24 protein-coding genes, 2 tRNA genes and 1 pseudogene are annotated in these 24,125 nt (G+C 59.9%); 17 read left to right on the top strand and 10 right to left on the bottom strand.

Annotated features, from left to right (window positions below):
- From C7477_RS15145 to solA, 8 genes and pseudogenes are all read left to right on the top strand, one after another.
- A pseudogene (locus tag C7477_RS15145) lies at positions 1–206 on the top strand (IS110 family transposase); the annotation flags it as partial.
- Positions 207–408: 202 nt separating this feature from the next.
- Positions 409–1,131, top strand: coding sequence for a histidine utilization transcriptional repressor HutC (hutC, locus tag C7477_RS15140; RefSeq protein WP_110753659.1), 723 nt, complete (start codon positions 409–411; stop codon positions 1,129–1,131).
- 303 nt (positions 1,132–1,434) lie between these two features.
- Entirely contained in the window at positions 1,435–2,277 is an 843-nt protein-coding gene (locus tag C7477_RS15135; RefSeq protein ID WP_110753658.1) for a transporter substrate-binding domain-containing protein, read from the top strand.
- A gap of 221 nt (positions 2,278–2,498) precedes the next feature.
- Complete coding sequence (locus C7477_RS15130; RefSeq protein ID WP_110753657.1) at positions 2,499–3,224, top strand: ABC transporter permease; 726 nt, start codon at positions 2,499–2,501, stop codon at positions 3,222–3,224.
- Between the two features lie 9 nt (positions 3,225–3,233).
- On the top strand, positions 3,234–3,941 hold the full coding sequence (locus tag C7477_RS15125; RefSeq protein WP_110753656.1) for an ABC transporter permease: 708 nt from the start codon (positions 3,234–3,236) through the stop codon (positions 3,939–3,941).
- A gap of 21 nt (positions 3,942–3,962) precedes the next feature.
- Complete coding sequence (locus C7477_RS15120; RefSeq protein ID WP_110753655.1) at positions 3,963–4,739, top strand: ABC transporter ATP-binding protein; 777 nt, start codon at positions 3,963–3,965, stop codon at positions 4,737–4,739.
- Positions 4,736–6,232 carry an HAL/PAL/TAL family ammonia-lyase gene (locus C7477_RS15115; protein WP_110753653.1) on the top strand — a complete coding sequence of 499 codons (1,497 nt, stop codon included), beginning with the start codon at positions 4,736–4,738 and terminating at the stop codon, positions 6,230–6,232. The genes C7477_RS15120 and C7477_RS15115 overlap by 4 nt, the downstream gene beginning before the upstream one ends.
- Before the next feature lie 11 nt (positions 6,233–6,243).
- Positions 6,244–7,431 carry an N-methyl-L-tryptophan oxidase gene (gene solA / locus C7477_RS15110; RefSeq protein WP_110753651.1) on the top strand — a complete coding sequence of 396 codons (1,188 nt, stop codon included), beginning with the start codon at positions 6,244–6,246 and terminating at the stop codon, positions 7,429–7,431.
- 28 nt (positions 7,432–7,459) lie between these two features.
- On the opposite strand, the gene betC is transcribed toward solA, so the two are convergent.
- From betC to C7477_RS15095, 3 genes are all read right to left on the bottom strand, one after another.
- On the bottom strand, positions 7,460–8,974 hold the full coding sequence (gene betC, locus C7477_RS15105) for a choline-sulfatase (protein ID WP_110753649.1): 1,515 nt from the start codon (positions 8,972–8,974) through the stop codon (positions 7,460–7,462).
- Positions 8,975–9,100: 126 nt separating this feature from the next.
- Positions 9,101–10,048: a choline ABC transporter substrate-binding protein gene (gene choX / locus C7477_RS15100; RefSeq protein WP_110753647.1), complete on the bottom strand. Its 948-nt coding sequence runs from the start codon at positions 10,046–10,048 to the stop codon at positions 9,101–9,103.
- 349 nt (positions 10,049–10,397) lie between these two features.
- Positions 10,398–10,474 (bottom strand) — tRNA-Pro (locus C7477_RS15095).
- Positions 10,475–10,682: 208 nt separating this feature from the next.
- On the opposite strand from C7477_RS15095, the gene infA reads away from it, so the two are divergent.
- The 4 genes from infA to C7477_RS15075 all read left to right on the top strand — a co-directional run bounded on the left by infA (position 10,683) and on the right by C7477_RS15075 (position 13,143).
- Entirely contained in the window at positions 10,683–10,901 is a 219-nt protein-coding gene (infA, locus tag C7477_RS15090) for a translation initiation factor IF-1 (RefSeq protein WP_002965531.1), read from the top strand.
- A gap of 58 nt (positions 10,902–10,959) precedes the next feature.
- Positions 10,960–11,586, top strand: a complete 627-nt coding sequence (locus tag C7477_RS15085) for a Maf-like protein (RefSeq protein WP_110753645.1) — start codon at positions 10,960–10,962, stop codon at positions 11,584–11,586.
- Between the two features lie 83 nt (positions 11,587–11,669).
- Entirely contained in the window at positions 11,670–11,894 is a 225-nt protein-coding gene (gene yacG / locus C7477_RS15080) for a DNA gyrase inhibitor YacG (RefSeq protein WP_110753643.1), read from the top strand.
- 124 nt (positions 11,895–12,018) lie between these two features.
- The gene (locus C7477_RS15075; RefSeq protein ID WP_110753674.1) at positions 12,019–13,143 is read left to right on the top strand and encodes a Gfo/Idh/MocA family protein; all 1,125 of its coding nucleotides are present in this window, start codon (positions 12,019–12,021) and stop codon (positions 13,141–13,143) included.
- On the opposite strand, the gene C7477_RS15070 is transcribed toward C7477_RS15075, so the two are convergent.
- Positions 13,115–14,191, bottom strand: coding sequence for a Gfo/Idh/MocA family protein (locus C7477_RS15070; protein WP_245411857.1), 1,077 nt, complete (start codon positions 14,189–14,191; stop codon positions 13,115–13,117). The two genes, C7477_RS15075 and C7477_RS15070, sit on opposite strands and share 29 nt — an antisense overlap.
- 276 nt (positions 14,192–14,467) lie before the next feature.
- On the opposite strand from C7477_RS15070, the gene C7477_RS15065 reads away from it, so the two are divergent.
- A tRNA-Phe gene (locus C7477_RS15065) sits at positions 14,468–14,543 on the top strand.
- Positions 14,544–14,660: 117 nt separating this feature from the next.
- Entirely contained in the window at positions 14,661–15,035 is a 375-nt protein-coding gene (locus tag C7477_RS15060) for a low affinity iron permease family protein (RefSeq protein ID WP_110753672.1), read from the top strand.
- 1 nt (position 15,036) lies between these two features.
- Here C7477_RS15060 and C7477_RS15055 read toward each other — a convergent pair whose 3' ends face one another.
- Complete coding sequence (locus C7477_RS15055) at positions 15,037–15,225, bottom strand: entericidin domain-containing protein (protein ID WP_110753639.1); 189 nt, start codon at positions 15,223–15,225, stop codon at positions 15,037–15,039.
- Positions 15,226–15,410: 185 nt separating this feature from the next.
- Between C7477_RS15055 and C7477_RS15050 the strand changes: the two genes are divergently transcribed.
- On the top strand, positions 15,411–15,815 hold the full coding sequence (locus tag C7477_RS15050; RefSeq protein WP_110753637.1) for a DUF6766 family protein: 405 nt from the start codon (positions 15,411–15,413) through the stop codon (positions 15,813–15,815).
- Between the two features lie 3 nt (positions 15,816–15,818).
- On the opposite strand, the gene C7477_RS15045 is transcribed toward C7477_RS15050, so the two are convergent.
- From C7477_RS15045 to C7477_RS15025, 5 genes are all read right to left on the bottom strand, one after another.
- Positions 15,819–16,538: a glutathione S-transferase gene (locus C7477_RS15045; RefSeq protein ID WP_110753635.1), complete on the bottom strand. Its 720-nt coding sequence runs from the start codon at positions 16,536–16,538 to the stop codon at positions 15,819–15,821.
- A 49-nt stretch (positions 16,539–16,587) separates the two neighbouring features.
- Positions 16,588–17,676, bottom strand: coding sequence for an ABC transporter ATP-binding protein (locus C7477_RS15040; RefSeq protein WP_110753633.1), 1,089 nt, complete (start codon positions 17,674–17,676; stop codon positions 16,588–16,590).
- Between the two features lie 37 nt (positions 17,677–17,713).
- A complete protein-coding gene (locus C7477_RS15035; protein ID WP_110753670.1) occupies positions 17,714–18,859 on the bottom strand; it encodes a carbohydrate ABC transporter permease in 1,146 nt (381 codons plus the stop codon).
- Positions 18,860–18,863: 4 nt separating this feature from the next.
- A complete protein-coding gene (locus C7477_RS15030) occupies positions 18,864–19,874 on the bottom strand; it encodes a carbohydrate ABC transporter permease (RefSeq protein ID WP_110753631.1) in 1,011 nt (336 codons plus the stop codon).
- A 167-nt stretch (positions 19,875–20,041) separates the two neighbouring features.
- Positions 20,042–21,400 carry an ABC transporter substrate-binding protein gene (locus tag C7477_RS15025; RefSeq protein WP_110753629.1) on the bottom strand — a complete coding sequence of 453 codons (1,359 nt, stop codon included), beginning with the start codon at positions 21,398–21,400 and terminating at the stop codon, positions 20,042–20,044.
- Positions 21,401–21,722: 322 nt separating this feature from the next.
- On the opposite strand from C7477_RS15025, the gene C7477_RS15020 reads away from it, so the two are divergent.
- On the top strand, positions 21,723–22,964 hold the full coding sequence (locus C7477_RS15020) for an ABC transporter substrate-binding protein (RefSeq protein ID WP_110753627.1): 1,242 nt from the start codon (positions 21,723–21,725) through the stop codon (positions 22,962–22,964).
- A 277-nt stretch (positions 22,965–23,241) separates the two neighbouring features.
- Positions 23,242–24,123, top strand: coding sequence for a carbohydrate ABC transporter permease (locus C7477_RS15010; RefSeq protein WP_110753625.1), 882 nt, complete (start codon positions 23,242–23,244; stop codon positions 24,121–24,123).
- Positions 24,124–24,125: the final 2 nt, after the last annotated feature.

Here is a 24,125-nt window from a genome sequence, read left to right as displayed (position 1 = left end):
GCGGGCGCCGTCACATCAGGCCGATGCTCTTCATCGCAGCCCTGACCGCCATCCGCGGCAAAAATGATCTGGCCGCGGCATACAAGGCATTCCTCGAGGCCGGAAAACCAAAGCGCCTCGCTCTTGCAGCCATCATGCGAAAGATCATCATCCGCGCAAACGCCCGCATCCGTGACAAAATCGCCCCCAAGCCGCAACTGACTTGATGACGGCTGCTTTTATGTTGGCAGCCAGTTTCCAACCTTCCGCTTGGCAAGAACGGTTAGCGATGACGCAGAAAAATATCCCCCCGTCATTCCTGTGCTTGTCACAGGAATCCATGCCTCTCCCGCGCCGCTACAGCAACGGTGCCAAAATGCTATCCAAGTGATTCCATCAAACATAGACGACCCTAACCGGAGCGTGGCGATGAACGAAAGCAGGGATCCGACCTTGCATCAGCGTATCCTGAGCGAGATCGAAGGCCGCATCGTCTCGGGCGAGTGGGCGCCGGGGCACCGTATTCCTTTCGAGGTGGACCTTGCCGCGCAATATGCCTGCTCGCGCATGACGGTGAACAAGGTGCTGACCCAGCTTGCCAAAGCCGGGCTGATCCAGCGCCGCAGAAAATCCGGCAGCTTCGTCAGAGAGCCGCAGGCGCAATCCGCCATTCTTGAGATTCACGACATCAAGGCCGAGGTGCAGTCTCTGAAGCTCGCCTATTCCTATTCCCTCGTGAAGAGAACAATACGGAAGGCGCGGGCGGAGGACGGTTTGCGTCTCGATCTACCCCCTGCCTCCCCGGTGCTTGAAGTCGTGTGTATCCACAACGCCGGTGCAAGGCCCTTTTGCCTGGAGGAGCGGCTGATCAGCCTCGCTACGGTTCCGGAGGCTATCGACGCCGATTTCACGGCGATAGCGCCGGGGCCGTGGCTGCTGGGCAGGGTGCCGTGGAGCACGGCGGAGCACAAGATCCAGGCCGTACCCGCCGGTACGGATGCCACCGCGGCGCTGGATATCCCGAAGCACACGGCCTGCCTCATCGTGGAGCGCCGCACCTGGGATAGCGCCGGGCCGGTGACGCATGTGCGCTTCACCTATCCCGGTGACCGGCACGCGCTGGTGGCACGTTTCACGCCCGCATCGCAATAGGTTAGCGGAGGATCGATGGTTTTTCGAGCACATTCGATCCATGCAAAAGGAATAGGCAGCAGCCTTGCGGAACGCAAAAACTGGCCTATGCTGCCCTTTAGAGCATGATCCCGAAAAGTTGCAGACTTCCAGGTAAGATCATGCGGCTAAAACAAAGGCTTAGAGCGGAATGCCCGATTCAACTTAATTGCATACCGCTCTAAGAGATCCCGCTCGGTCTGGCTGATAGCCAGGAGCGGGCAAGCCGGTGAGGACCGGCAAAACGGCCGCAAGACCCGATCAATTCCAGAGGAGATCCTAATTATGAAACTCGGCGCAATCCTTCTTTCCGGCGCGCTCGCGCTTTCCGCATTTACGGTCCCGGCGCTTGCCAAGGACTGGAAGACCGTCACCATCACGCTCGAAGGCGCCTATGCGCCCTGGAACCTCACCAATGCCGACGGCTCGCTCGGCGGCTTCGAGCCGGAGCTTGCCAAGGTTCTGTGCGAGCGCGCCAAGCTTGAATGCAAGCTCGTCGCTTCCGATTGGGACGGTATGATCCCCGCGCTTAATGCCGGCAAATTCGACGTGATCATGGATGCGCTTTCGATCACCGAGGAGCGCAAGAAGGTGATCGACTTCACCATCCCCTATGCCGCGACGCCCGCCGCCTTCGCCACCGCCAAGGACAGCCCGCTCGCCAATGCCGCCGGTACTGGGGCGACGATCACGATGACACCCGGCCAGACCGGCGTGAAGGAGGTCGATGCGCTGAAGGAGACCTTCAAGGGCAAGACCATCGGCATCCAGGCGGCGACCGTCTACGCCAAATTCGTCTATGACAATTTCGGCGATATCGCCACCATCCGCGAGTACAAGACCGCCGGCGACCGCGACCTCGATCTGCAGAGCGGGCGCATCGATCTTGGCTTCGACGACGCGACCGTCCTCGAACACGCTTTCGAGACCGCGAACGGCACGCTCGCCTTCACCGGCCCGCAGATTGCCGGACCCATCTGGGGACCGGGCGAAGGTCTGGGTATCCGCAAGGCCGACACCGACCTGCGCGACAAGTTCAATGTGGCGATCCAGTCGGCGCTTGATGATGGCACGGTGAAGACGCTTTCCGAGAAATGGTTCAAGATGGACATCTCGCCGCGGAAGTGAGGTCTAGCCTGGCTCCCTCCTTCCCCCTTGCGGGGAAGGTGCCCGCGTTAGCGGGCGGATGGGGGTGGTGACGTTTACACCTTTGCCTGAGACCGTCGCACAAACGTCACCACCCCCACCCGACCCTTCGGGCCACTTACCGGGGCGAGCCACGGGTCTCGCCCGTCCTTCGGACCCCCGCAAGGGGGAGGGAGGGGCGCCGCGATTAAGGAACCAACACCATGGCCACCTTGCAACTTCTCGGATTCGGCTCGAACGGGTGGGGCGCTTTGCTGCTTGCAGGTGCGCTGATGACGCTTGCCGTGACCATAACCGCGCTTGCGATCGGCGCGGTGCTTGGGACGATCGTCGCATCGGCGAAGCTCTCCGGCAATGCCCTCCTCGCCACGCTTGGGCATGTCTACACCACCATCTTTCGCGGCGTGCCGGAACTGCTGATCATCTACCTCATCTATTTTGGCGGCTCGTCCGCCGTCACGGCCATCGGCCAATCGCTGGGCTATGAAGGCTTTCTCGGCCTGCCGTCCTTTGCCGCCGGCGCGCTTGCGGTCGGGATCATCTCCGGCGCCTACCAGGCGGAGGTTTTCCGCGGCGCCTATCTTGCCATACACAAGGGCGAACTGGAGGCGGCGCTGGCGATCGGAATGAATCGCGGCTTGCGCCTTCGCCGCATCATTGTGCCTCAGGTGCTGCGCTTCGCCATTCCCGGCCTTGGCAATGTCTGGCAGTTGAGCCTCAAGGATTCGGCGCTGATATCCGTCACCGGCCTTGCCGAACTGATGCGCACAAGCCAGGTCGCCGCCGGTTCGACGCGGCAATATTTCCTGTTCTTCATCGCGGGCGGCTGTCTCTATCTTGTGCTGACAAGCCTCTCCGACCGGGTTTTCAACAGCGCCGAGCGGCGGGCGAACCGCAGCCTGCCGGCCTCAAGCATCGGCAAGGCGTGAGGCAGGCCCATGGATTTCGCTTTTCTAACGCAAACCATGGTCACGCTGCTCAAGGCCGTGCCGATGACGCTGCTCCTGTTCTCCCTGTCGATCTTTTTCGGCGGACTTCTCGCGCTCGTCATCGTCTGGATGCGCGTCGGCGGCAATCCGGTCCTGTCGGCCTTCGCCAAGGGCTACATCTTCATCTTCCGCGGCTCGCCGCTGCTGATCCAGATGTTCCTGGTCTTTTACGGGCTCGGCCAGTTCGGCTTCATCCGCTATTCCTTCCTCTGGCCATTCTTGCGCGAGCCGGTTGTCTGCGCGGTGCTCTCGCTGGCGCTCTGCACGGCGGGCTATACGGCCGAAATCTTCCGCGGCGGCATCCGCGCCGTTTCGCCGCGAGAGATCGAGGCGGCGCGCTCCATCGGCATGTCCGGTTTCCTGCTGGTGCGGCGCATTCTCGCGCCGATCGCCTTCCGCCATGCTTTGCCGGCTTATTCGACCGAGATCGTGCTGATGATGAAATCGACGGCGCTCGCCAGCCTCGTCACCGTCTGGGAGGTGACCGGCGTGGCGCAGCGGCTGATCTCGCAAACCTACCGCACGATGGAGGTCTTCCTCTACGCGGCGATCATCTATCTCGTTCTGAATTTCATCATCCTGCAGGCGATGAGCCTCATCGAATACCGGCTTTCCCGACATCGCCGCGCCGCTCCGTCGGCGCTGGCTAGGCAATAATTGACCCGATTTGGAGCAACCATGGCAGGCGTCACCCGACTTTCGGTTCGCAACATCCGCAAAAGCTTCGGCGACCATGAAGTCCTGCGCGGCATTTCACTGGATGCGCAAGACGGCGACGTGATTTCGCTGCTCGGCGCCTCGGGTTCCGGCAAATCGACCTTCCTGCGCTGCATCAACCTGCTGGAGACCGCCACCGATGGGCAAATTATTGTCGATGGCGAGGAAATCCGCATGGTGGACAAGGGCGGCACACGCTACCCGGCGAGCCAAAGCCAAGTGGACCATATCCGCTCGGAGTTGGGCATGGTGTTCCAAAGCTTCAATCTCTGGTCCCATATGACGATCCTGCAGAACGTCATCGAAGGCCCTGTCCATGTGCTGAAGCGTCCCCGGGCAGAATGCATGGAGGAGGCAGAGGCGCTGCTTGAGAAAGTCGGCATATACGACAAGCGCCATGCCTATCCGGCCCATCTTTCGGGCGGCCAGCAGCAGCGCGCGGCGATTGCCCGCGCGCTCGCCATGAAGCCGAAGGTGATGCTGTTCGACGAGCCGACCTCGGCGCTCGACCCGGAACTCGTCGGCGAAGTGCTGCGCGTCATGCGGGCCTTGGCGGAGGAGGGAATGACCATGCTGGTGGTGACGCACGAAATGAGCTTTGCCCGCAACGTCTCGAACCGTGTCGTTTTCATGCGCGAAGGGCTGATAGAGAGCAGCGGCGCGCCGGATGCGATGTTCGGCACGGGCGCCTCGCCGGCGTTCCGGCAGTTCATCGGCCATTTCGGAAATCCACAATGACCATCGTTATAGACAAGCCCTTGACATGGCGCGATGTGGCCAGCGTCGCCGACGGAGAGGTGCTCGCCTTATCGGAGGCCGCCTGGGACCGCATCGCCCATGCAAGCCGCATCGTCGAACGGATCGTCGAGACGGGTATTCGCGCCTATGGCGTCAACACCGGCGTCGGCGCGCTTTCGGACACGGTCGTTGACCGCGCCTCGCAGAGCCGACTGTCGCGCAACATCGTGCTGAGCCACGCCTGCGGTGTCGGCGCGCTGCTCCCCGCGCGCGACGTTCGCGCCATCGTCGCCGCACAGATTAACAATTTCGCGCATGGCCATTCGGGTGTTCGGCCTGAGATTGTCCGCCATCTGCTGGCCCTCATCGAGAACGACTGCGTCCCCGACGTGCCGTCAAAAGGATCGGCGGGGTACCTCACGCACAATGCGCATATCGCGCTGGTGCTGATCGGGGAGGGCAGTGCGGTCGTGAGGGGCAGGAGGCTTCCCGGCCACGAGGCGCTTGCTGCCATCGGCCTTGAGCCGCTGGTGCTTGGCGCCAAGGAGGGGTTGAGCCTCGTCAACGGCACGGCGTGTGCCACGGGGTTATCGTCGATAGCGCTTGCCCGCGCCGAACGGCTTCTCGATTGGGCCGATGCGATTGCCGCGCTGACGCTGGAGGCGGCGGGGTGCCAGACTGCCGCCTTCGACGAGGCCGTGCTGGCCTTGCGACCATCGAACGGGATTGCCAGGGCAGGGGCATCGCTTCGGGCGCGGCTTGCCGGAAGCGGTCTTTTGGCAGCAGCTGCCGGGCGGCGCACGCAGGATGCGCTGAGCCTGCGGGCGGTTCCGCATGCGCATGGCGCGGCGCGTGATGTTTTTGATAATTCCGCCGGCATCGTCGATCAGGAACTCGCCTCGGTTACCGATAATCCGGCGGTATCCGGCACGCCGGATAATCCCGTTGTGTCGTCACAGGCCCATGCCGTGGCCCCGGCGCTGGGGCAGGCCGCCGACAGCCTCGCCATCGCGCTGGCGCAGATCGCTGCGATGAGCGAGCGGCGCATGGACCGGCTCGTCAATCCGCTGGTAAATGGACCTCTGCCGCCATTCCTCGCAAGCGATGCCGGTAGCCATTCCGGCTTCATGATCGCGCAATATACCGCCGCCGCGCTCAGCAACGAGAACCGGCGGCTCGCCGCCCCCGCCTCGACCGACGGCGGCCTGACCTCCGGCCAGCAGGAAGATTTTCTCGCGCACCCGACGGCGGCGGCGAACAAGCTGCTCGCGGTCATCGACAATGCCGAATATATCCTCGCAATCGAACTGATGGCGGCGGCACAGGCTCATGATTTCCTTGCCGATACGGCGACTCGCGCGCCGGGTACGGACGCCATACACGCGCTTGTGCGTGACCATGTTTCTCATTATGCCGACGACAGGCCGCTCCATGGCGATATCGGGACGCTGCGGGGCTTGGTCCGCGATGCCGTGCCGTCTCCAATACCTTGAAAGAACCACGCATGACAGCTCAATACGATGTCGCCGTTATCGGCCTCGGCGCGATGGGGAGCGCCGCACTCTCTTATCTTGCGGCACGCGGAGTTAAAGCGATCGGCATCGAGGCTTTTCATCCCGCCCATGCCTTGAGCTCGTCGCATGGCGACAGCCGGCTTATCCGGCTCGGCTATTTCGAGGATCCATCCTACGTGCCGCTGTTGAAGCAGGCCTATCTCAACTGGCAGGCGCTCGAGACGCGGCTAAGGAGCGACATCCTGGCCGCGACCGGCGTCTTGCAGATCGGCAAGCCGGACAGCAAGATTGTCGCCGGCACACGCGCCTCTTGTCAGTTGCACGGGTTGGCCTACGAGGAACTTGGCCGGGAAGCGATGGCTTCGCGCTTTCCTGCCTTCCAGCTCGATCCCGATGAAATTGCCATCTTCGACCCGCGCGGCGGTTACCTGCGTCCGGAAGCGGCCATAGCCGGTTACCTGAAACTTGCGGCGCAGGACGGGGCGGTCCTGCATTTCGGCGAGAAGATCACGGCAATCGAGCCCGATGACACGGGCGTCACCATCGTCTCAGCGGATGCCCGCTATCGGGCGAAGAAGGTCATTGTCTCGACCGGCGTCTGGATCGCCGAATTGGTACCGGCGCTTCGCCTGCATGCCCAACCGATCCGGCAGGTGGTCGCCTGGTATCAGCCGCGCGACGGCTTCGCGGTTCGGCCGGAGCGCATGCCGTGCTTCCTGCGCGACGAAGGGGAGGGCGGCTCTTATTTCGGTTTCCCCGCAATCGGGGCTGAAGGTGTCAAGATCGGGCGTCACGCGCATTTCCTTGAGCCGATCGATCCGAATTTGCCGAACCCGCCCGTCAACGACAGGGACACGGCGCTTCTCGATGGCTTTATCGCCAAGCGCCTTCCGGCAGCGGCAGGCCAGCGTGTCAATGCCGTGACATGCCGCTACACCATGCTGCCATCCGAGGATTTCCTGATCGATCTGCTCCCCGGCGACCCGCGCATCGTCGTCGCGTCACCCTGTTCCGGCCACGGCTTCAAATTCGCGAGCGTGATCGGCGAAATCCTTGCCGACCTCGCTCTCGATGGCGGCACGGCGCTGCCTGTCTCGGCGTTCTCCTTCTCCGCCATGGAAGATTTTCTCGCAAAGCGGGCCGCACCTGACGCGATTTCGCAGACGAGCGGCGGCTGAGGCGATCCGGCCGGAAGGTCGACGGAACTTATTCTCCTCTCGGATATCGCTGGTTCTCCTCAAGCGTGTTGAGGTCCATGTGATTGCGCATGTAGCGCTCGGATGCTTTCTGGAGTGGCTGGTAGTCCCAGGGATAATAGGCGCCGTTGCGTAGCGCCTTGTAGACGACCCATCGGCGGGCCTGGCTTTCCCGCACCGCAGCATCGAATGATCCAAGATTCCAGCGCTGGCTGATCTGCCGCTCAAGCGAAGCAAAGACTTCACTGAACCGCGGGTCGCCGGCGAGATTGGTCAATTCGCGCGGGTCTTCCATGAGATCGAACAGCATCGGCGGATCCTGCTCGCATACGGTAAGCTTGTAGCGGCCATCGCGGATGGCGACGAGCGGCGCGATCGAGCCCTCAGCGGCATATTCCATCGGTACCGGGCCACGCTTGGCCGTTCCATCGACAAGTCCGGACAGATCCTCGCCATCCGTCCATCGTTTCAGCGAGGTGATGTCGAGAGCGGCGAGAGCGCACAGGGTCGGCGTCACATCCAGCGTGGAGACCGGCGTGTCGATCCGTTTCGGTGTCCAGCCGGGCGCCGCGATCATCAGGGGCACCCGCGCGGAGCCCTCGAAGAACGACATCTTGAACCACTGGCCGCGCTCGCCCAGCATGTCGCCATGGTCGGATACGAACAGGACGATCGTGTTCTCCTCCATGCGTGTCCGCTTGAGCACATCAAGTATTTCGCCGATTTTCTCATCGAGATAGGAAATGTTGGCGAAGTAGCCGCGCCGCGCCCGGCGGATATGTTCAGGGGTGATGTCGAATGAATTGTGATCGCACGCTTCCAGAAGTCGCCGGGAATGCGGGTCGAGATCATCGAACCGAAGTGCGGAAACTTCGGGATCGAGAGCAGGGCAGTCTTCGTAAAGGTCCCAGAATTTACGTCGTGCGACATAGGGGTCGTGCGGGTGGGTGAAGCTGACCGTCAGGCACCAGGGGCGCTCGTCCAGCCCGCGCGAGAGATCGTAGAGCTTGCGCGTTGCGTGGTAGGCGACTTCGTCGTCATACTCCATCTGGTTGGTGATTTCCGCAACACCGGCGCCGGTCACCGAACCCAGATTGTGGTACCACCAGTCGATGCGCTCGCCGGGCTTGGTGTAATCAGGTGTCCAGCCGAAATCGGCCGGATAGATATCCGTCGTCAACCTTTCCTCGAAACCATGGAGCTGGTCGGGACCGACAAAATGCATCTTTCCCGAAAGCGCCGTATGGTAGCCCGCGGAGCGCAAGTGGTGGGCATAGGTCGGGATATCCGAGGCGAATTCCGCCGCATTATCGTAGACCCGCGTCCGGCTTGGCAATTGCCCGGACATGAAGGAAGCCCGCGCCGGGGCGCAGAGCGGGCTTGCCGTATAGGCATTGGCGAAGCGCACCGAGCGCTCCGCCAGCGCACTCAGATGCGGCGCGTGGAGGAAATTGGCGGGACCGTCAGGGAACAGGGTTCCGTTGAACTGGTCAGCCATGAGAATGAGGATATTCGGACGCGCCACGCGTATGCTTCCTTGCAGTTATATTAGAGCGGCATGCAATTAAGTTGGATCGGGCATCCCGCTCTAATTCTTTGTTTTAGCCGCATGATCTCATCCGAAAAGTCTGCAACTTTTCGGGATCATGCTCTAGAGGCCAAGCGCCGTTTTCGCCGCTTCCGCGCCGGGCTTGCCGTCCAGCGTCGTAACGCCCGCGAGCCAGCCGTCAAGGGCTTTCGGGTTGGCTTTAAGCCACGTCGTTGCCGCCGCCTTGGCGTCGCCGCCTTCGAGAATCGCACCCATCAGGTTGTTTTCCATGCTTATGTCGAACTTGAGGTTCTTGAAGAGCGTGGCGGCATTGGGGCATTGCGCGCTCCAGCCGGTGCGAGCCAGCGTATAGACTTCCGCTCCGCCGTAGTTCGGACCGAAATAATCGTCACCGCCCGAAAGATATTCGATGGAAAATTTCTCGTTCATCGGATGCGGTGCCCAGGCGAGGAAGACGACGCCGGTCTTGCTTTTGCCGGCGCGTTCGACATGCGCGAGCATCGCCTGCTCGCCGGATTCGACAAGCTGCCAGCCCGTCAGGCCGAACTTTTCCGAGGCGATGATCTTGCGGATGTTTTCATTGGCCGGCGCGCCGGGCTCGATGCCATATATCTTCTTGTCGAATTCATCCGCATGCTTCGCCAGATCGGCAATGTCCTTCACCCCCTCCACGTAGGACGGAACCGCGAGCGTGAACTTCGCGCCTTCCAGGTTCTTCGCCAGCACGTCGACTGCCTTCGCCGCGTTCAGATCGTCAATGAACGATTTTTGCGCCGGCATCCAATTGCCGAGAAAAACGTCGATCTCACCGCTCTTCATGGCCTGATAGCCAATCGGGACGGACAGGGTCTTGATGTCGGCCTCGTAACCCAGCGCGCCGAGCAGAACGGAGGCGATACCGTTCGTGGCCGCAATGTCTGTCCAGCCGGGAGCACTCATGCGGATTGTCTTGCAGGCAGCCTCATCCGCCGCCTGCGCGGCGGTTGAGAAAGCAGCCATGCCAAGGAAAAGGCCAATGGCGATCCGGCCCACGCGAGAAAGTGTTTTCATTTCCAGTTCCCCTCTTGTTCGAGCAGTTTATATATACCCACAGTCAACGTCATCGAGCCGATTTCGAGAACGGCATCCAGATGCATTCGAGCGGTTCTATGTTATCCTGCACAGCGCCGCGCGCAATGCCAAGCGTGGCTACCGGAAGAGGCTTTGGCGAACAAATCCGATCATGCGCGACACATGCCGCGCCATAAAATTTCAATCGTGCGTCAGGCCATTCCGGCTGTCAGATTCGCCTTACGCGTCATTAATACAGCAGCCAAAAAGACCAATCTTGTAGCGTCATTCTGTGGGGAAATCGGTGGGCGGGATATCCGCGGGGCGTGGAAGCACCCCTTGATTTCATTGGTCGGAGTGAGAGGATTCGAACCTCCGACCCCCTCGTCCCGAACGAGGTGCGCTACCAGGCTGCGCTACACTCCGTGACCAACGATGGCGGCTTATAACGCTGCAGTATTCTGGCTGCAAGACGTTTCGCCAAAAAAACCTGCCGGACAATAATTTGCAATCTCTGCATTGCAGCTGATAATTTTACGCCCGTTGTTCACAAATGAACTTTAATCATATAGGTTCCGCGCAATTCAGGCCGCCGGCAATGCGGCGGACAAAGAGATAGAGAAACAGGAAGCGTATGGCGAAAGAAGAAGTCCTCGAATTTCCCGGTGTCGTTACGGAGCTGTTGCCCAACGCGATGTTTCGGGTGAAGCTCGAAAATGAACATGAAATCATTGCCCACACCGCTGGCCGCATGCGCAAGAATCGCATTCGTGTTCTGGCGGGCGATAAGGTGCTCGTCGAGATGACACCTTACGATTTGACCAAGGGACGCATCACCTACCGTTTCAAATAATCCGTTTTCGGCTTGTTTAGGCTTGTTGTTTAGGCTTGGGCCTCGAAGGAATGCATTCATGAGCGCTGAGCAAAAGCTTGTTCTTGCTTCCGGTTCTCCGCGCCGGATCGAGCTTTTGGGACAGGCGGGCATCGAGCCGGATACTCTCTATCCGGCTGACATCGACGAAACGCCGTTGCGTGCCGAGCAACCTCGCTCGCTGGCGCGCCGGTTGTCGCGCGTCAAGGCGGAAGTGGCCGCGGAGAATATCCGCGGTGACGTGCGGTTCGCGGATGCTTATGTGCTGGGCGCCGATACCGTCGTCGCGGTCGGGCGTCGCATTCTGCCAAAGACCGAGTTCCAGGACGAGGCGCGGGAATGCCTGCGCCTGCTTTCCGGCCGTTCGCACAAGGTTTTTACCGGGGTTTGCCTTATCACGCCGAAAGGCCGTGTGCGGCAGACGCTGGTGGAAAGCCGTGTGCGCTTCGAGCGGCTGACCCGCGAACAACTCGATAGCTATCTTGCATCGGGCGAATGGCGTGGCAAAGCGGGCGGTTACGCCATCCAGGGCTTTGCCGGAAGCTTCGTCGTCAAGCTCGTCGGCTCATATACGAATGTCGTGGGACTCCCGCTTCATGAGACGGTCAGCCTTTTGACCGGCGAAGGCTACAAGGTTTATAATACCTGGACGACCGGCAAACACTGAGCATGATCTCAAGAAGTTACAGATCTTTGGGATAAGGTCATGTCTTTGGGATAAGGTCATGGGGCTGAAATAAAGTTTTCACAATGAGCAGCAAGAAAGACATATCGGCAGCTCCGGGGGCGAAGGTGACGCCCTTGCGCCCGACACGGCCCTGTCCGGAATGCGGCAAGCCTTCGAGCCGCGAGGACTACCCGTTCTGCTCGCCGCGCTGCCGTAGCATCGATCTCAACCGCTGGCTTTCAGGCGCTTATGTCATTCCCGCTGTCGAATCGGCCGATGACAGCGATGATATGGAAGGCGATGAATAGCGCATTCATATCCATGCTCTAGATTTCAACCTTGCGGAGTACGGCGGTGGTGGAAAAATCCCCTGAAGGGGACGATATCAGGAAGATCGCCATTATCGGCACAGGGTTTGTTGCCGATTATTACATGACAACCCTGCCGAACCATCCGTCGCTCAAGCTCGCCGGGGCTTATGACCGCGACCCTGATAGGCTAAAGCAGTTCTGCGCATTTTATGATGTTCGCGCCTATGCCGACATCGATGATATCCTTGCCGATCCGGAAGTGACTGTTGTCGTCAACCTGACGACGCCGGAAAGCCATTACGAAATTTCAAAGCGGGCGCTTGCAGTTGGCAAGCATGTCTATTGTGAAAAGCCGCTGGCGATGCATTTCGAGGAAGCACGTGAACTGGTAGCACTTGCAGCCGAGCGAGGCCTGACCCTTTGCGCCGCGCCCGCCAACGCACTGAGCGATGCCGGCAGACTGGTGAGGAAAGTCCTGAGCGAGCGGGTGATCGGCGCGCCGCTGCTCGTTTACGTGCAGATGGAGGATGGCCCCGCCTTCAGGGGAAAATGGCAGACATGGCGGTCCCGGTCCGGCGCGCCTTGGCCCGGACTGCACGAGCTTGAAATCGGCTGTACGCTGGAACATGCGGGCTATGCGCTTTCCTGGCTGGTTTCGCTGTTCGGCCCGGCGGAAAGCCTTACCGGATTTTCCGGCGTTACCTTCCCGGACAAGGGACCGGGTACGCAGGGGGTCACCATGGCACCGGACTTCTCGGTCGGCTGTATCAAGTTCCGCTCGGGCGTTGTCGCGCGGCTGACCTGCGGGCTTGCCGCGCCGCGTGACCGTTCCATGACGATTCTTGGGCGTGATGGGTCGCTGACCGTGCGCGACCTCTGGGACAACCGGTCCGCCGTCCATCTGGAAAGAGCAGCGGATGGCAAGCAATTGAAAATGCGCGTATCGGATTGGCTGGAAAATAAGATGCAGCACGCGTTGCCCTGGAAGCCAACGCCGGGACGGCGGCTGTCCTATGCGGGCTTCGCACCCGAAGGCGCATTGCCCGCCTTTCCCTCGCGCATCGATTTTGCTGCCGGCATAGCGGCCCAGGCGAAATCGATCGGCAGCGGTATTCCTGCTTTCTTTTCAGGCGATGTCGCCCTGCATGTAACCGAACTGGCGCTTGCGCTGAACAATGCCCACAGCCCGGCACAGCCTTATGTGCTGCGCAGCACGTTCACGCCGCCGGTTCCGCTTCCTGCGTAGGCGCGCGCGCAAGTACGATTCCGATGGCCCGCAGCACCGCGACGCTTTGACCAAGCGGCATGATGGAGGATTGCGTTTCATGGGAACGCAATGCATCCATGACCGCCATCGCCTGAAATTGCAGTCCATTGCCTTCGAAAGGATAGTGCTCGACCTGGCGCCCCAGAAGCCTTGTCAGAGGCGAGGGGAGGCGGGAAAGCAGCTTCGCCAAAGGGCCGTCACCCTCAGGCGACGGCCCGATGAGGGGCGATTCTTTCGCCGCCGGCGAATAGAGCGTCAGACGCTGCGTTTTAAGAAAAGGCGCGTCGAGCCGGAGCGCGCCGGATGTGCCTTCAATGAGAAAGTGATTCGCGCCATCGCGGTCGAAACCGCAGGAAAGTTCTGCTTCCGCCGCAGAATAGTGAAGGTTGATTTCGGTGCGCATATCGACACCGGTTTTTGCTTTGAACCAGCGGCCCGATACCTTGTCCGGTTCGCCGAGGAAGAACATTGCCAGCGATACGGGGTAGACCCCCAGGTCAAGCGCGGCGCCGCCGCCCAGCGCGCGTGAGAAGAACCGGCTTTCGGGATCGTACGCACGATAATAGGAAAGATCGGCGCTGATTTTGCGGATTTCGCCGATGGTGCCTGCTTCGAGCAGGATTTTCGCAGCCCTGACAGCCGGGAGAAACCGGGTCCACATCGCTTCCATCGCGAAGGTCTTCTGCCGTAGCGCCTCGCGCTCTATCACTTCCGCTTCGGGGTAGGAGGGGGCGAGGGGCTTTTCGGTCAGCACGGCTTTGCGCTGTCTTAGGACGCGCAAGGTTTGCGCCAGATGCAAGGAGTTAGGCGTGGCGATATAAACCGCCTGGACGCGCTGGTCCGCCAGGAAGGCGTCGAGATCGTGATAGCCCTTTTTGGCACCCGTTTCGTCGCGGAAAGCTTCGGCCTTTTCAGTATTGCGCGATAAAACAGCCTGCAATGACGCGCCGGGCGCCAAGGCCAGATCGGAGGCGAAGCGCCGCGCAATCTCGCCCGTCCCCACAATACCCCACCCGATTGTCTTCACCGCTGGCAACCCATCCGCATCCGCTCCTCGACTTTAGAAAAATGAGGGGAGAAATGCGGTGAAAATAGTATGATCTGAACAATTTTGCGGCGCTTTTCCACCGGATTTATCAGGAGATTTTTCTCATTTGGGCCAAATTTGCCGAAGTGAAAAAAGGTTTGAAAATTTCACGGTTCCCTGCTGGACAGCTCGAATTTTAGTGCTATAACCCACGCGCTTCCGGCGGATTGCCAACCCCGCCATTCTGTATCCTAAACGGGATCAGCGAAGCGCGATGCCCAGATAGCTCAGTTGGTAGAGCAGCGGATTGAAAATCCGCGTGTCCGTGGTTCGAATCCGCGTCTGGGCACCACTTCATTTTCATATGATTTTGATTCCATATCATTTTTGCGAAACCAATTCCCGCGCCAAGCATTTTCCGATTCCGATCAGGAATTGTTCGGATCGTTGGCAATTGAGGGAAATCAAGTTGGAAAAAGCGTTTGCAAAGATCGCAAATACGGTATCCGGCATCGTCGGCCAGCCGGGTTCCTTTCTTCTGTGTACTCTCATCGTCGTGCTATGGGCCGCAAGCGGGCCGTTCTTCGGATTTTCCGATACATGGCAATTGCTGGTCAACACCGGAACGACGATCGTCACCTTCTTGATGGTGTTCATTATCCAGAATACGCAGAACAGGGACGGTGCCGCGATCCAGGCCAAGCTGGATGAACTGATCCGCGTCAGCGCCGGGCACAACAGCTTCATAGGCATCGAGCACCTCCCCATATCGGAGGTGGAAGAGTTCCGCCGCAGATGCGAGGAAGCGGCAAAAAAATACCACGAAATACCGGTCGAGCGTTAGCTTACTTACGCTTGTGACGGACAGGCTTGGTGGTGGGGGTGGAAGCAGCCTGGCTTACATTCTGTCCGGCGCTCTGCGTCGCGTTCACGGCATTCGCGGTATCCTGTCCCACACCGCGAATGGTGTTGGCGCAGCCGGGAAGGGTCAGTGCAAAGGCGGCAAGAGCTATCAGGGATTTTGAGGCTTTCATCGTTTCGATCCATTCGTTGTAATAACTTTCCGTTAACGATGGTGCCGCTGAAAATGTTCCCGGAATTGCGGAAAAGACGATATCAGCGGTTGTAGTGTTCTTACGTGTCCGGCATTAAACTATTGGGAACAAAGCGGGATTTGCCAGCGTTACGCTTGAGCTATTCAAAAGTGCGAGGTTGCACGATGGCGTTGAGGCCCCTTTGGCGCAGCTATAGCTATGCTTGGATAACGCTCGGATTTTTCATTCTGACGATCATCGGGCACTGGCTGTTCGGCTGGTTTGCTTTTGTGCACGAACAACAAAGCAATGGTCAGCCGGCTACCTTCGGTCCTTATGCCATGGAGATGATGCGCGATACGCTGGAGAACTGGCAGTCGGAGTTCCTGCAGCTTCTCTGGCAGGTCGGCGGGTTGGCCTTTCTGCTTTTCCTGGGCTCACCGCAATCGAAAGAGGGCAACGATCGCCTGGAAGCGAAGGTGGATGAATTGCTCAAGCATCTCGACCCCAAACACGGCGAGACGATTATCCGCGAAATCGATGAGCGTTATTCCGGAAGGCATACGGACAGACCGCATGCGCATCGGTGAAGATCAGCCTTCATCGAGTTCCGGATAGTGGCGGAAGAGACCGGTTTCATTGAAGGCGAGCCGCCCGTCGGAAGCGAGATAGCGCTTTATGTTCGGTCGCTCCCGGACCGCGGCATGAATGGCGGCGAGGCCAGGATATTTTTTGTCGTAGCCCTTCATGGCGCGGGGAAAGCCATAAAGCAGCCCCTCGATCACCTGGAACAGGGAAAGATCGACATAGCTCAACCGGTCACCGACGATCTGCTTGTCGCCATGCGGATTCTGCTGCAGTACCCGCTCGAAATAGCCAAGGAATTTGGGCAGGCGCTCTGTCAAAAAAAGGGCCGTATATGCCTTGGCCGCGTCCTTCTGATCCTCATAATAAAGCGAGGCTGCGATGGGATGATGGGTGTTGTGGATCTCCGCCAGAAAATCGGTGATCGTCAGCTGCAGGCCGTTTGCGAAATAGCGCAGCGCCTCGTTTGCCGGGGCGAGGCCGAGCTTTGGACCGAGATAAAACAAGATGTTCGCCACGTGTGAGACGATCACATCGCCATCTTTCAGAAAAGGCGGAGCGAAGGGAATGCAGGCTTCGTCGCGGCTTTCCATAATGTTCATCATCGCCGCCATGCCGCCCGGCTCACGAACGACGTCGACATAATCGGCGCCCGCCTCTTCCAGCGCCAGCCGTATGAATTCGCCCCGCCCTTGCAGGCCATCCCAATAATAAAGCTGGTATGTCATGCGAATGTCTCCATTCTGTCGCGCAGGCGCTGATGCTTCAAATCACTACTCATCGCATCGCCTTTCCGTCCGCGTCGAAGAGGTGCAGCCTTGCCGGATCGGTGGTGAGGCGCAGCGTGTCGCCGCGCTTGAACGGCTGGTTGCCGGGAAGCTTGGCTATCAGCGGCTCAGTACTGCCTGCTACATCGGCATAGAGAAGGGTTACCTCACCCAGCGCCTCTATGATCGAGATCGTACCTTCGATGATAAACTGCGTCGCGCCGGTCGTGACCGTCAAATCCTCGGGGCGTACGCCGAAATGAACGCTTGAACCTTTTGCCGATTCCGGTGTGGGTATGGGGAGCGTTGCTTCGGCGCCCGCGGACAGGGCGACGGTGGTCTTCGCGCCGGTGACGACAATCTTCGCCGGCAGGATGTTCATCGCCGGCGAGCCGATGAACTTGGCAACGAAGAGATTGGCGGGGCGCTCGTAGAGTTCCAGCGGGGCGCCGACCTGTTCGATGCGGCCCTGACACAAAACCACGATGCGGTCGGCGAGTGTCATCGCCTCCACCTGATCGTGCGTCACATAGATCATCGTGGTGCCGGGCATCGATTCGCCGAGTTTCGCGATCTCGATGCGAGTGGCGGCGCGCAGTGCGGCGTCGAGGTTCGATAGCGGCTCGTCGAAGAGGAATACTTTCGGGTCGCGGCAGATTGCCCGGCCGATGGCGACGCGCTGGCGCTGGCCGCCGGAGAGCGCTTTCGGCAGGCGATGAAGATAATCGGTCAGTTGCAGGATATCCGCCGCCTCGCGCACCCGGCGGTCGATCTCCTGCTTCGGCTCCTTGGCGATGCGCATTCCAAAGGCCATGTTGTCGTAGACCGTCATGTGGGGATAGAGCGCGTAGGATTGGAACACCATGGCGATGCCGCGTTTCGACGGCGGAACGTCGTTGACCACCTCGCCGCCGATCTCCAGCGTGCCGCCCGAAATATCCTCAAGCCCCGCGATCATGCGCAAGAGAGTCGACTTGCCGCATCCGGAAGGGCCGACGAAGACGATGAATTCTCCATCCTCGATCTCAAGGTCTATCCCGTGGATCACCTTGACGGTGCCGTAAGACTTCTCGATGCTCTTCAGCCGGACCGCCGTCATGCGCCATTCCCTCCCATGCTTTTAATTTTTTGCATCGTCATCCGCCTTTCACCGATCCGGCCAGAAGGCCGCGAACCAGGAAGCGCTGCAGGCTGAAGAAGACGATCAGCGGAACGACGATGGTGACGAAGGCGGCGGCGGTGAGAATTTCCCAATCGCTGCCGCGCGAGCCCAGAAGATTGACGAGACGTCCTGTCAGCACGAGCTGATCATTGCCGGAACCCAGGAAGACGAGGGCGACGAGCAGATCATTCCAGGTCCACAGGAACTGGAAGATCGCGAAGGAGGCGAGCGCTGGAAACGACAACGGCAGAACGATCTTGACGAAAATGTCGAAATCGCTGGCGCCGTCGACGCGCGCGGATTCGATGATTTCCTTCGGCAGGCCTGCCATGTAGTTGCGCAGGAGGTAGATGGCGAGCGGCAGGCCGAAGCCCGTATGCGCGAGCCAGATGCCGAGATAGCCTTTCGGCGATACGCCGAACTGCGAGCCGATATCGTTATAAAATCTCAAAAGCGGGATGAGCGACATCTGCAGCGGCACGACGAGCAGCCCCACCACCAGCGCAATGAGAAGCGCGCGACCGGGAAATTTCATCCACGCCAGAGCGTAAGCCGCGAAGGCGGCGATGAGGATCGGGATGATGGTCGAGGGAATGGCCACCGTCAGCGAATTGATGAAGGAGCGGCCGAGGCCTTGGGCGCTTAGAACCTCGCGGTAATTGTCGAGCGTAAACTGCGGCGGCACCGACCGGGTGTAGAAAATGCGCTCGCCGCGTCCCTCCGGTATCGGCTGCGGCGAGGAGATGGTGAAATCGCCATTTTCGGCCACACTCATCGTGGCGCCTGTTGGCAGCGTGGCGGTCTCGCCGGCCTTGAATTCGGTGGGGGTCTGCACCGAATCGCCGAAGGCCGACACGGTGCCGGTCCCGCCGTCGAAAACATTGCCGCGGATGACATAGCGGCCATTTTCCTCAACCTGCGCTTCCGCCCCCGGCGCGCGGAAGACGGCATTTTCGCGGGAGGCTACAAGCGCGGTCCACCAGCCGGAAACCGAGATCTGGTCCTTGTCACGGAGCGATGAGATCAGAAGGCCCGCCGTCGGCAGCGTCCACAGGAGGACGAGGGCGAGGACGGTGAGATGCACGACGAAAGTAAGAGGCGAACGACGGCTCGCAGCGATCATGTCAGCGCCCCTCCATCTCTTTGGCGGCGTTGCGGATATTCCAGATCATGATCGGCACGACGAGAACCATGATGACGATGGCGATTGCCGCTCCCCGCCCGAAATCGCCGCCGCCACGGAACATCCAATCGAACATCAGGTTTGCGAGCACCTGCGTGCTCCATTGGCCGTTCGTCATCGCCAGCACGATGTCGAACACCTTGAGGACGACGATGGTGATCGTGGTCCAGACCACGGCGATGGTGCTCCATATCTGCGGCACCATGATCTTGAAGAATATCTGCAGCGGACTTGCGCCGTCGAGGACGGCGGCCTCGATGGTTTCTTCGGGGACGCCACGCAGCGCCGCTCCAAGGATGACCATGGCGAAGCCGGTCTGGATCCAGATGAGGATGACCATGAGAAAGATGTTGTTCCAGAAGGGCAGGGTGATCCACGCTTCCGGAGCGCCGCCGAAAAAGGTGACGATGGCGTTGAGAATGCCGATCTGCTGCGCGCCTTCCGGGCGGTAGTCATAGACGAATTTCCAGATCACCGACGCGCCGACGAAGGAAATCGCCATCGGCATGAAGATCAGCGACCTCGCGATATTGCCCCACCATAGCCGGTCGGTCAGCGCGGCGATGATCAGGCCGAGAAAGGTGGCGGTGGCCGGCACGATGAGGAGCCAGAGAAAATTATTGAAGATCGACTGGCGGAACTCGCCGTCGTCGATCATCCAGCGATAATTGTTAAGCCCGACGAACTGCTGGCCATCCCTGCCGTGGAGGCTGAGCCAGACCGATTCGATGACGGGATAGACGAGATATAGCGTCAGCGCGATAAGGGCAGGGGTGAGGAACAGCCAGGGCCTGACCATATTGGCGATGCGCAAATTGCGCGAGGCAATGGCGCCCGCGCGGCCTTTCGAGGGAAAAATCCGGTCGAGCAGCCAATTGCTGGCGACGAAATAGGCGACGCAGCCGATAACCCCGGCGATTATGGTGACGAGGGCGAAGAGAAGCTGCTGCATTCGGGTTCCTCCTCCCGGAAATTTTAGCGCCCTCCCTCCCCCTTGCGGGGAGGGTGGCCCGTAGGGCCGGGTGGGGGTGGTGAAGCGTAGAGCACAATCGTCTCCACCCCCATCCGCCCGCTCCGCGGGCACCTTCCCCGCAAGGGGGAAGGAGGAAGGCGCTTCCCCTACTTGATCGCGTCCCAAGCCTTCTGGATGTCCTTGGCCGAATCCTCCGCCGACTCGCCGCCGACGAAATCGACCATGCCCTTCCAGAACGCGCCGGCGCCGATCTTGCCCGGCATCATGTCCGAGGCATCGAAACGGAAGGTGGTCGCATCCAGCAGGATATGGCCCTGTTTCCTCAGGGTGTCGTTGGCGTAGGCATCGGGATTGACGGTCTTCAACGGCGTGAGGAAGCCCGATTGCGCCATCCATACCTCGTGCGCGATCGGCGTTTCCAGGAAGTCGATGAAGGCCTTGGCGGCGGGGCTGTCCTTGGTGATCATGGCGAGCGTGCCGGCGCCTTCGACGGGCTTTCCAAGCTCAGGCTTGCTGGCATAGGGCGGGAAATAGAAGAAATCCGCGTCCGTGCCGAGTTTCACATCCTTCGGGAAGAAGGAGGAAATGAACTGTGCCTGATGCATCATGTAGCATTTGGGCGGCAGCGTGAAGAGGCCCTTCGCGCCCTCCCGGAAATCCGTCGTCAGCACGCCGGAAATACCTCCGGCGACGAATTTCGGGTTTTTGGCAAACCAGCCGAACTCGCTGATGGCATTGACCACGGCGGGATCGGTGAAAGGCACCGCGTTGGTGATCCATTTGTCATAGGTTTCCGGCGGTGCGGTGCGCAGCATGATATCCTCCACCCAATCGGTGGCAGGCCAGCCGGTGGCGCCGCCCGAACCCAGCGCGATACACCAGGGCGTCCCGCCATCGGCGGCGATCTTCTCGGTCAGCGCTTTCATTTCCTCCATGGTCTGGGGGATTTTGTAGCCGGCATCCTCGAAATTTTCGGGGGAATACCAGACCAGCGATTTCAGGTCCGCCTTATACGGGAAGGCATAGAATTGCTCCTTGCCATCCTTGCCCTTGTACCGGCCGAGCTTTGCCCAGGAATCGCCGGCCGCGTAATTGTCGCGGACGAATTTTTCCGTCTTCTCGCCGAGCGGGGTAAGCAGTCCCTTCGAGGCCAGATCGGCGATGAGGCCGGGCTGGGGCAGGATGGCGACGTTTGGCGGGCTGCCCGCCTGCGTGTCGATGACGATCTGCTGCTCGTAATTTTCGGATGATGAATAGTTGAGCTTGGCGCCGGTCGCCTCTTCGAAATAGGCGGCAACGGATTTGAACAGCGTCTCGTCCTCACCGCGCCATGGGCCGAACACCGTCAGGGTCTGCCCCTTCAGATCATGGCCGGCCTTGAACGCCTCATAGCTCTTCCAGTCGAAGCGTTGATCCTCGCCGGGCTTGAACTTCAAGTCCGCAGCGTGGGCGGAAACGGCGCCTAATAGGGCTGCCGCAATTCCTAAAAGCAATGTCCTTCGCATCGAATTTCCTCCCTTCGATCGAGCTCCCATCACATTGAAGACATATTGTCCGCAACGCATTGTCAATGCAACGGCGAATGAAAGGGTTCCGAAAAGCGCTCGGGCGAGCCGGTCAATTTTGTGGCAGTGCAATAATCTGTAACGTTACAGATTTGCGAATAGCACAACACCGCAACGGTGAGCCTTCGAAAAATACATAACAATATCAATGCATGACCCAAAAAATATGCTGTAAATTCCGTTTTGCTCAGATTCAGCCCTTGCATACGCGGCTGGTTTCAATACGATAATTTGTAACGTTTCAGATTAGGGAGGATATCGGATGCGTTACGGTTTGATCGCGGCTCTGTCCGCTTCGGTTGCATTTACCACCATTTCTTTTGCGAGGGCTGCCGACCTTGAGGTCACCCATTGGTGGACTTCGGGCGGCGAAGCTGCCGCGGTGAAGACCCTTGCCGAGCAGTTCAACAAAGCGGGCGGCGACAAATGGGTCGACGGGGCCATCGGCGGCAGCGGCAGCGGCGCGCGCCCGATCATCGTCAGCCGTATCCTTGGCGGCAACCCTATGGGCGCCACGCAGCTCAATCACGGGCGTCAGGCGGAGGAGCTGGTGCAGGCCGGGCTGATGACCGACCTGACCGAGCTTGCGGAAAAAGAAGGCTGGAAGGATTTCATCCGCCCCGCAAGCCTGCTTGAATCCTGCACCTTCGAGGGCAAGCTCTATTGCGTGCCGCTCAACATCCATTCCTGGGACTGGATGTGGACCAACCCCGATGTGTTCAAGCAGGCGGGTGTCGAAGCTCCGAAGAATTGGCAAGAGTTCGTCGCCGCTGCTCCGAAGCTCAAGGAAAAAGGCATAATTCCGCTGGCGACCGGCGATGGCTGGCAGGTGAGCGGCATGTTCAACGTGCTGACCGCGTCCCTTGGCGGCAAGGACCTTTATCTGAAGGTCAACAAGGACAAGGATAGCGCAGCCTTGAACGGTCCGGAATTCAAGAAGGTGATCCAGGCCCTTGCCGATGCGCGTTCGATGGCCGATCCCGGTTATGTCGGCCGCTCGTGGAACGAAGCGACCAACATGGTAATGACCGGCAAGGCCGGTGGGCAGATCATGGGCGATTGGGCGCAGGGCGAATTCACCACCGCCGGCAAGGTCGCGGGCAAGGACTATGACTGCCTGCCGGGCCTCGGCGATCATCCGGTGGTGGAGTCCGGCGGAGACGCCATCTATTTCCCCAAGAACAAGGACCCGGAAGTCACCAAGGCGCAGCTGAAGCTCGCCAGCATGCTGGTGTCCAAGCAGACACAGGTGGCCTTCAATCTCGCCAAGGGGTCGATTCCGATCCGCGGCGATATCGATATGGCAACCGCCAGCTCCTGCATGAAGAAGGGTATCGAGCTTCTTAAAAACCCCGACAATATCATTCCTTCCGGTGATCAATTGCGCGCGCCGGACACGCAGGGGCAGATTGAGAGCCTCATGGGGGAATTCTTCTCCGGGCCAGAAATGACTGTCGACGATATGCAGAAGCGTTTCGCCGAGATCATGGAATCGGCGCATTGAGGAATGGCGACTGCGACCGGCAACGCTGGTCGCGGTTGGCGCTAGAGCATCCAATGCATATCCATTTCGCACTCACCCCCCTCTGCCCTGCCGGGCATCTCCCCCTCAAGGGGGGAGATTACGCGTCGATAGATGTCCGGCACCAATCGCAGGCCTTGCAGAATGGGGGCAGGGGGAAGTGTCAGCCAATCTCCCCCCTTGAGGGGGAGATGCCCGGCAGGGCAGAGGGGGGTGTCGATGACAGGCACTTCCTCCTAAACACGGAGGGAAACCGTCCATGACGGCGCGACGCCTGCTTTTCCGCAATCTCAACGCCAAGATCGCCGCGCTGCCGATGATTGCGACCGTGCTTGTCGTCTTTATAGGCTGCACGGTGTGGACCGTGGTTTATTCCTTCACGTCCTCGCGCTCGCTGCCGATGCTGAACTTCGTCGGCTTCGACCAGTATACGCGGCTGTTCGGCGCATCACGCTGGGACGTTTCGATAAAGAACCTTGCGATTTACGGTATCCTGTCGCTGATATTTTCCCTTGTCGTCGGCTTCATCCTCGCCGTTTTCATGGATCAGAAGATCCGTTTCGAAAACGCCTTCCGTACCATTTTTCTCTATCCCTTTGCGCTTTCCCACATCGTCACCGGCCTCGTATGGCAATGGATATTGAACCCGTTCGGCATCGAGAAGGTGGTGCGGGATCTGGGCTTCGAGAGCTTCAGCTTCGCCCTCCTCTCCAATCGCAGCATGGCGATCTATGCCATCGTCATTGCCGGGCTATGGCAGGGGACCGGCCTCGTCATGGCGCTGATGCTGGCGGGCCTGCGCAATATCGATGAGGAAATCTGGAAGGCCGCGCGGGTGGATGGAATCCCAACGTGGAAGACCTATGTCTTCGTCATCATCCCGATGATGCGCCCGGTCTTCATCACCACGCTCGTGCTGATCGCGACCGGCATCGTCAAGCTCTACGATCTCGTCGTCGCCATGACCAATGGCGGCCCGGGCATTTCCACGGAAGTTCCGGCCAAATACGTCTACGACTTCATGTTCGGCTGGGCCAATCTAGGCCAGGGCCTCGCCGCCTCGACCGTCATGCTCGCCACCGTCCTCATCATCCTCATTCCATGGGCGATGCTGGAGTTCGGTGGCCGAAAAGCTAAGTGAGG

Source organism: Paramesorhizobium leguminum (genome assembly GCF_003217235.1).
Classification (GTDB): Bacteria; Pseudomonadota; Alphaproteobacteria; order Rhizobiales; family Rhizobiaceae; genus Paramesorhizobium; species Paramesorhizobium leguminum.
This window is presented reverse-complemented; position numbering and strand designations above follow the sequence as displayed.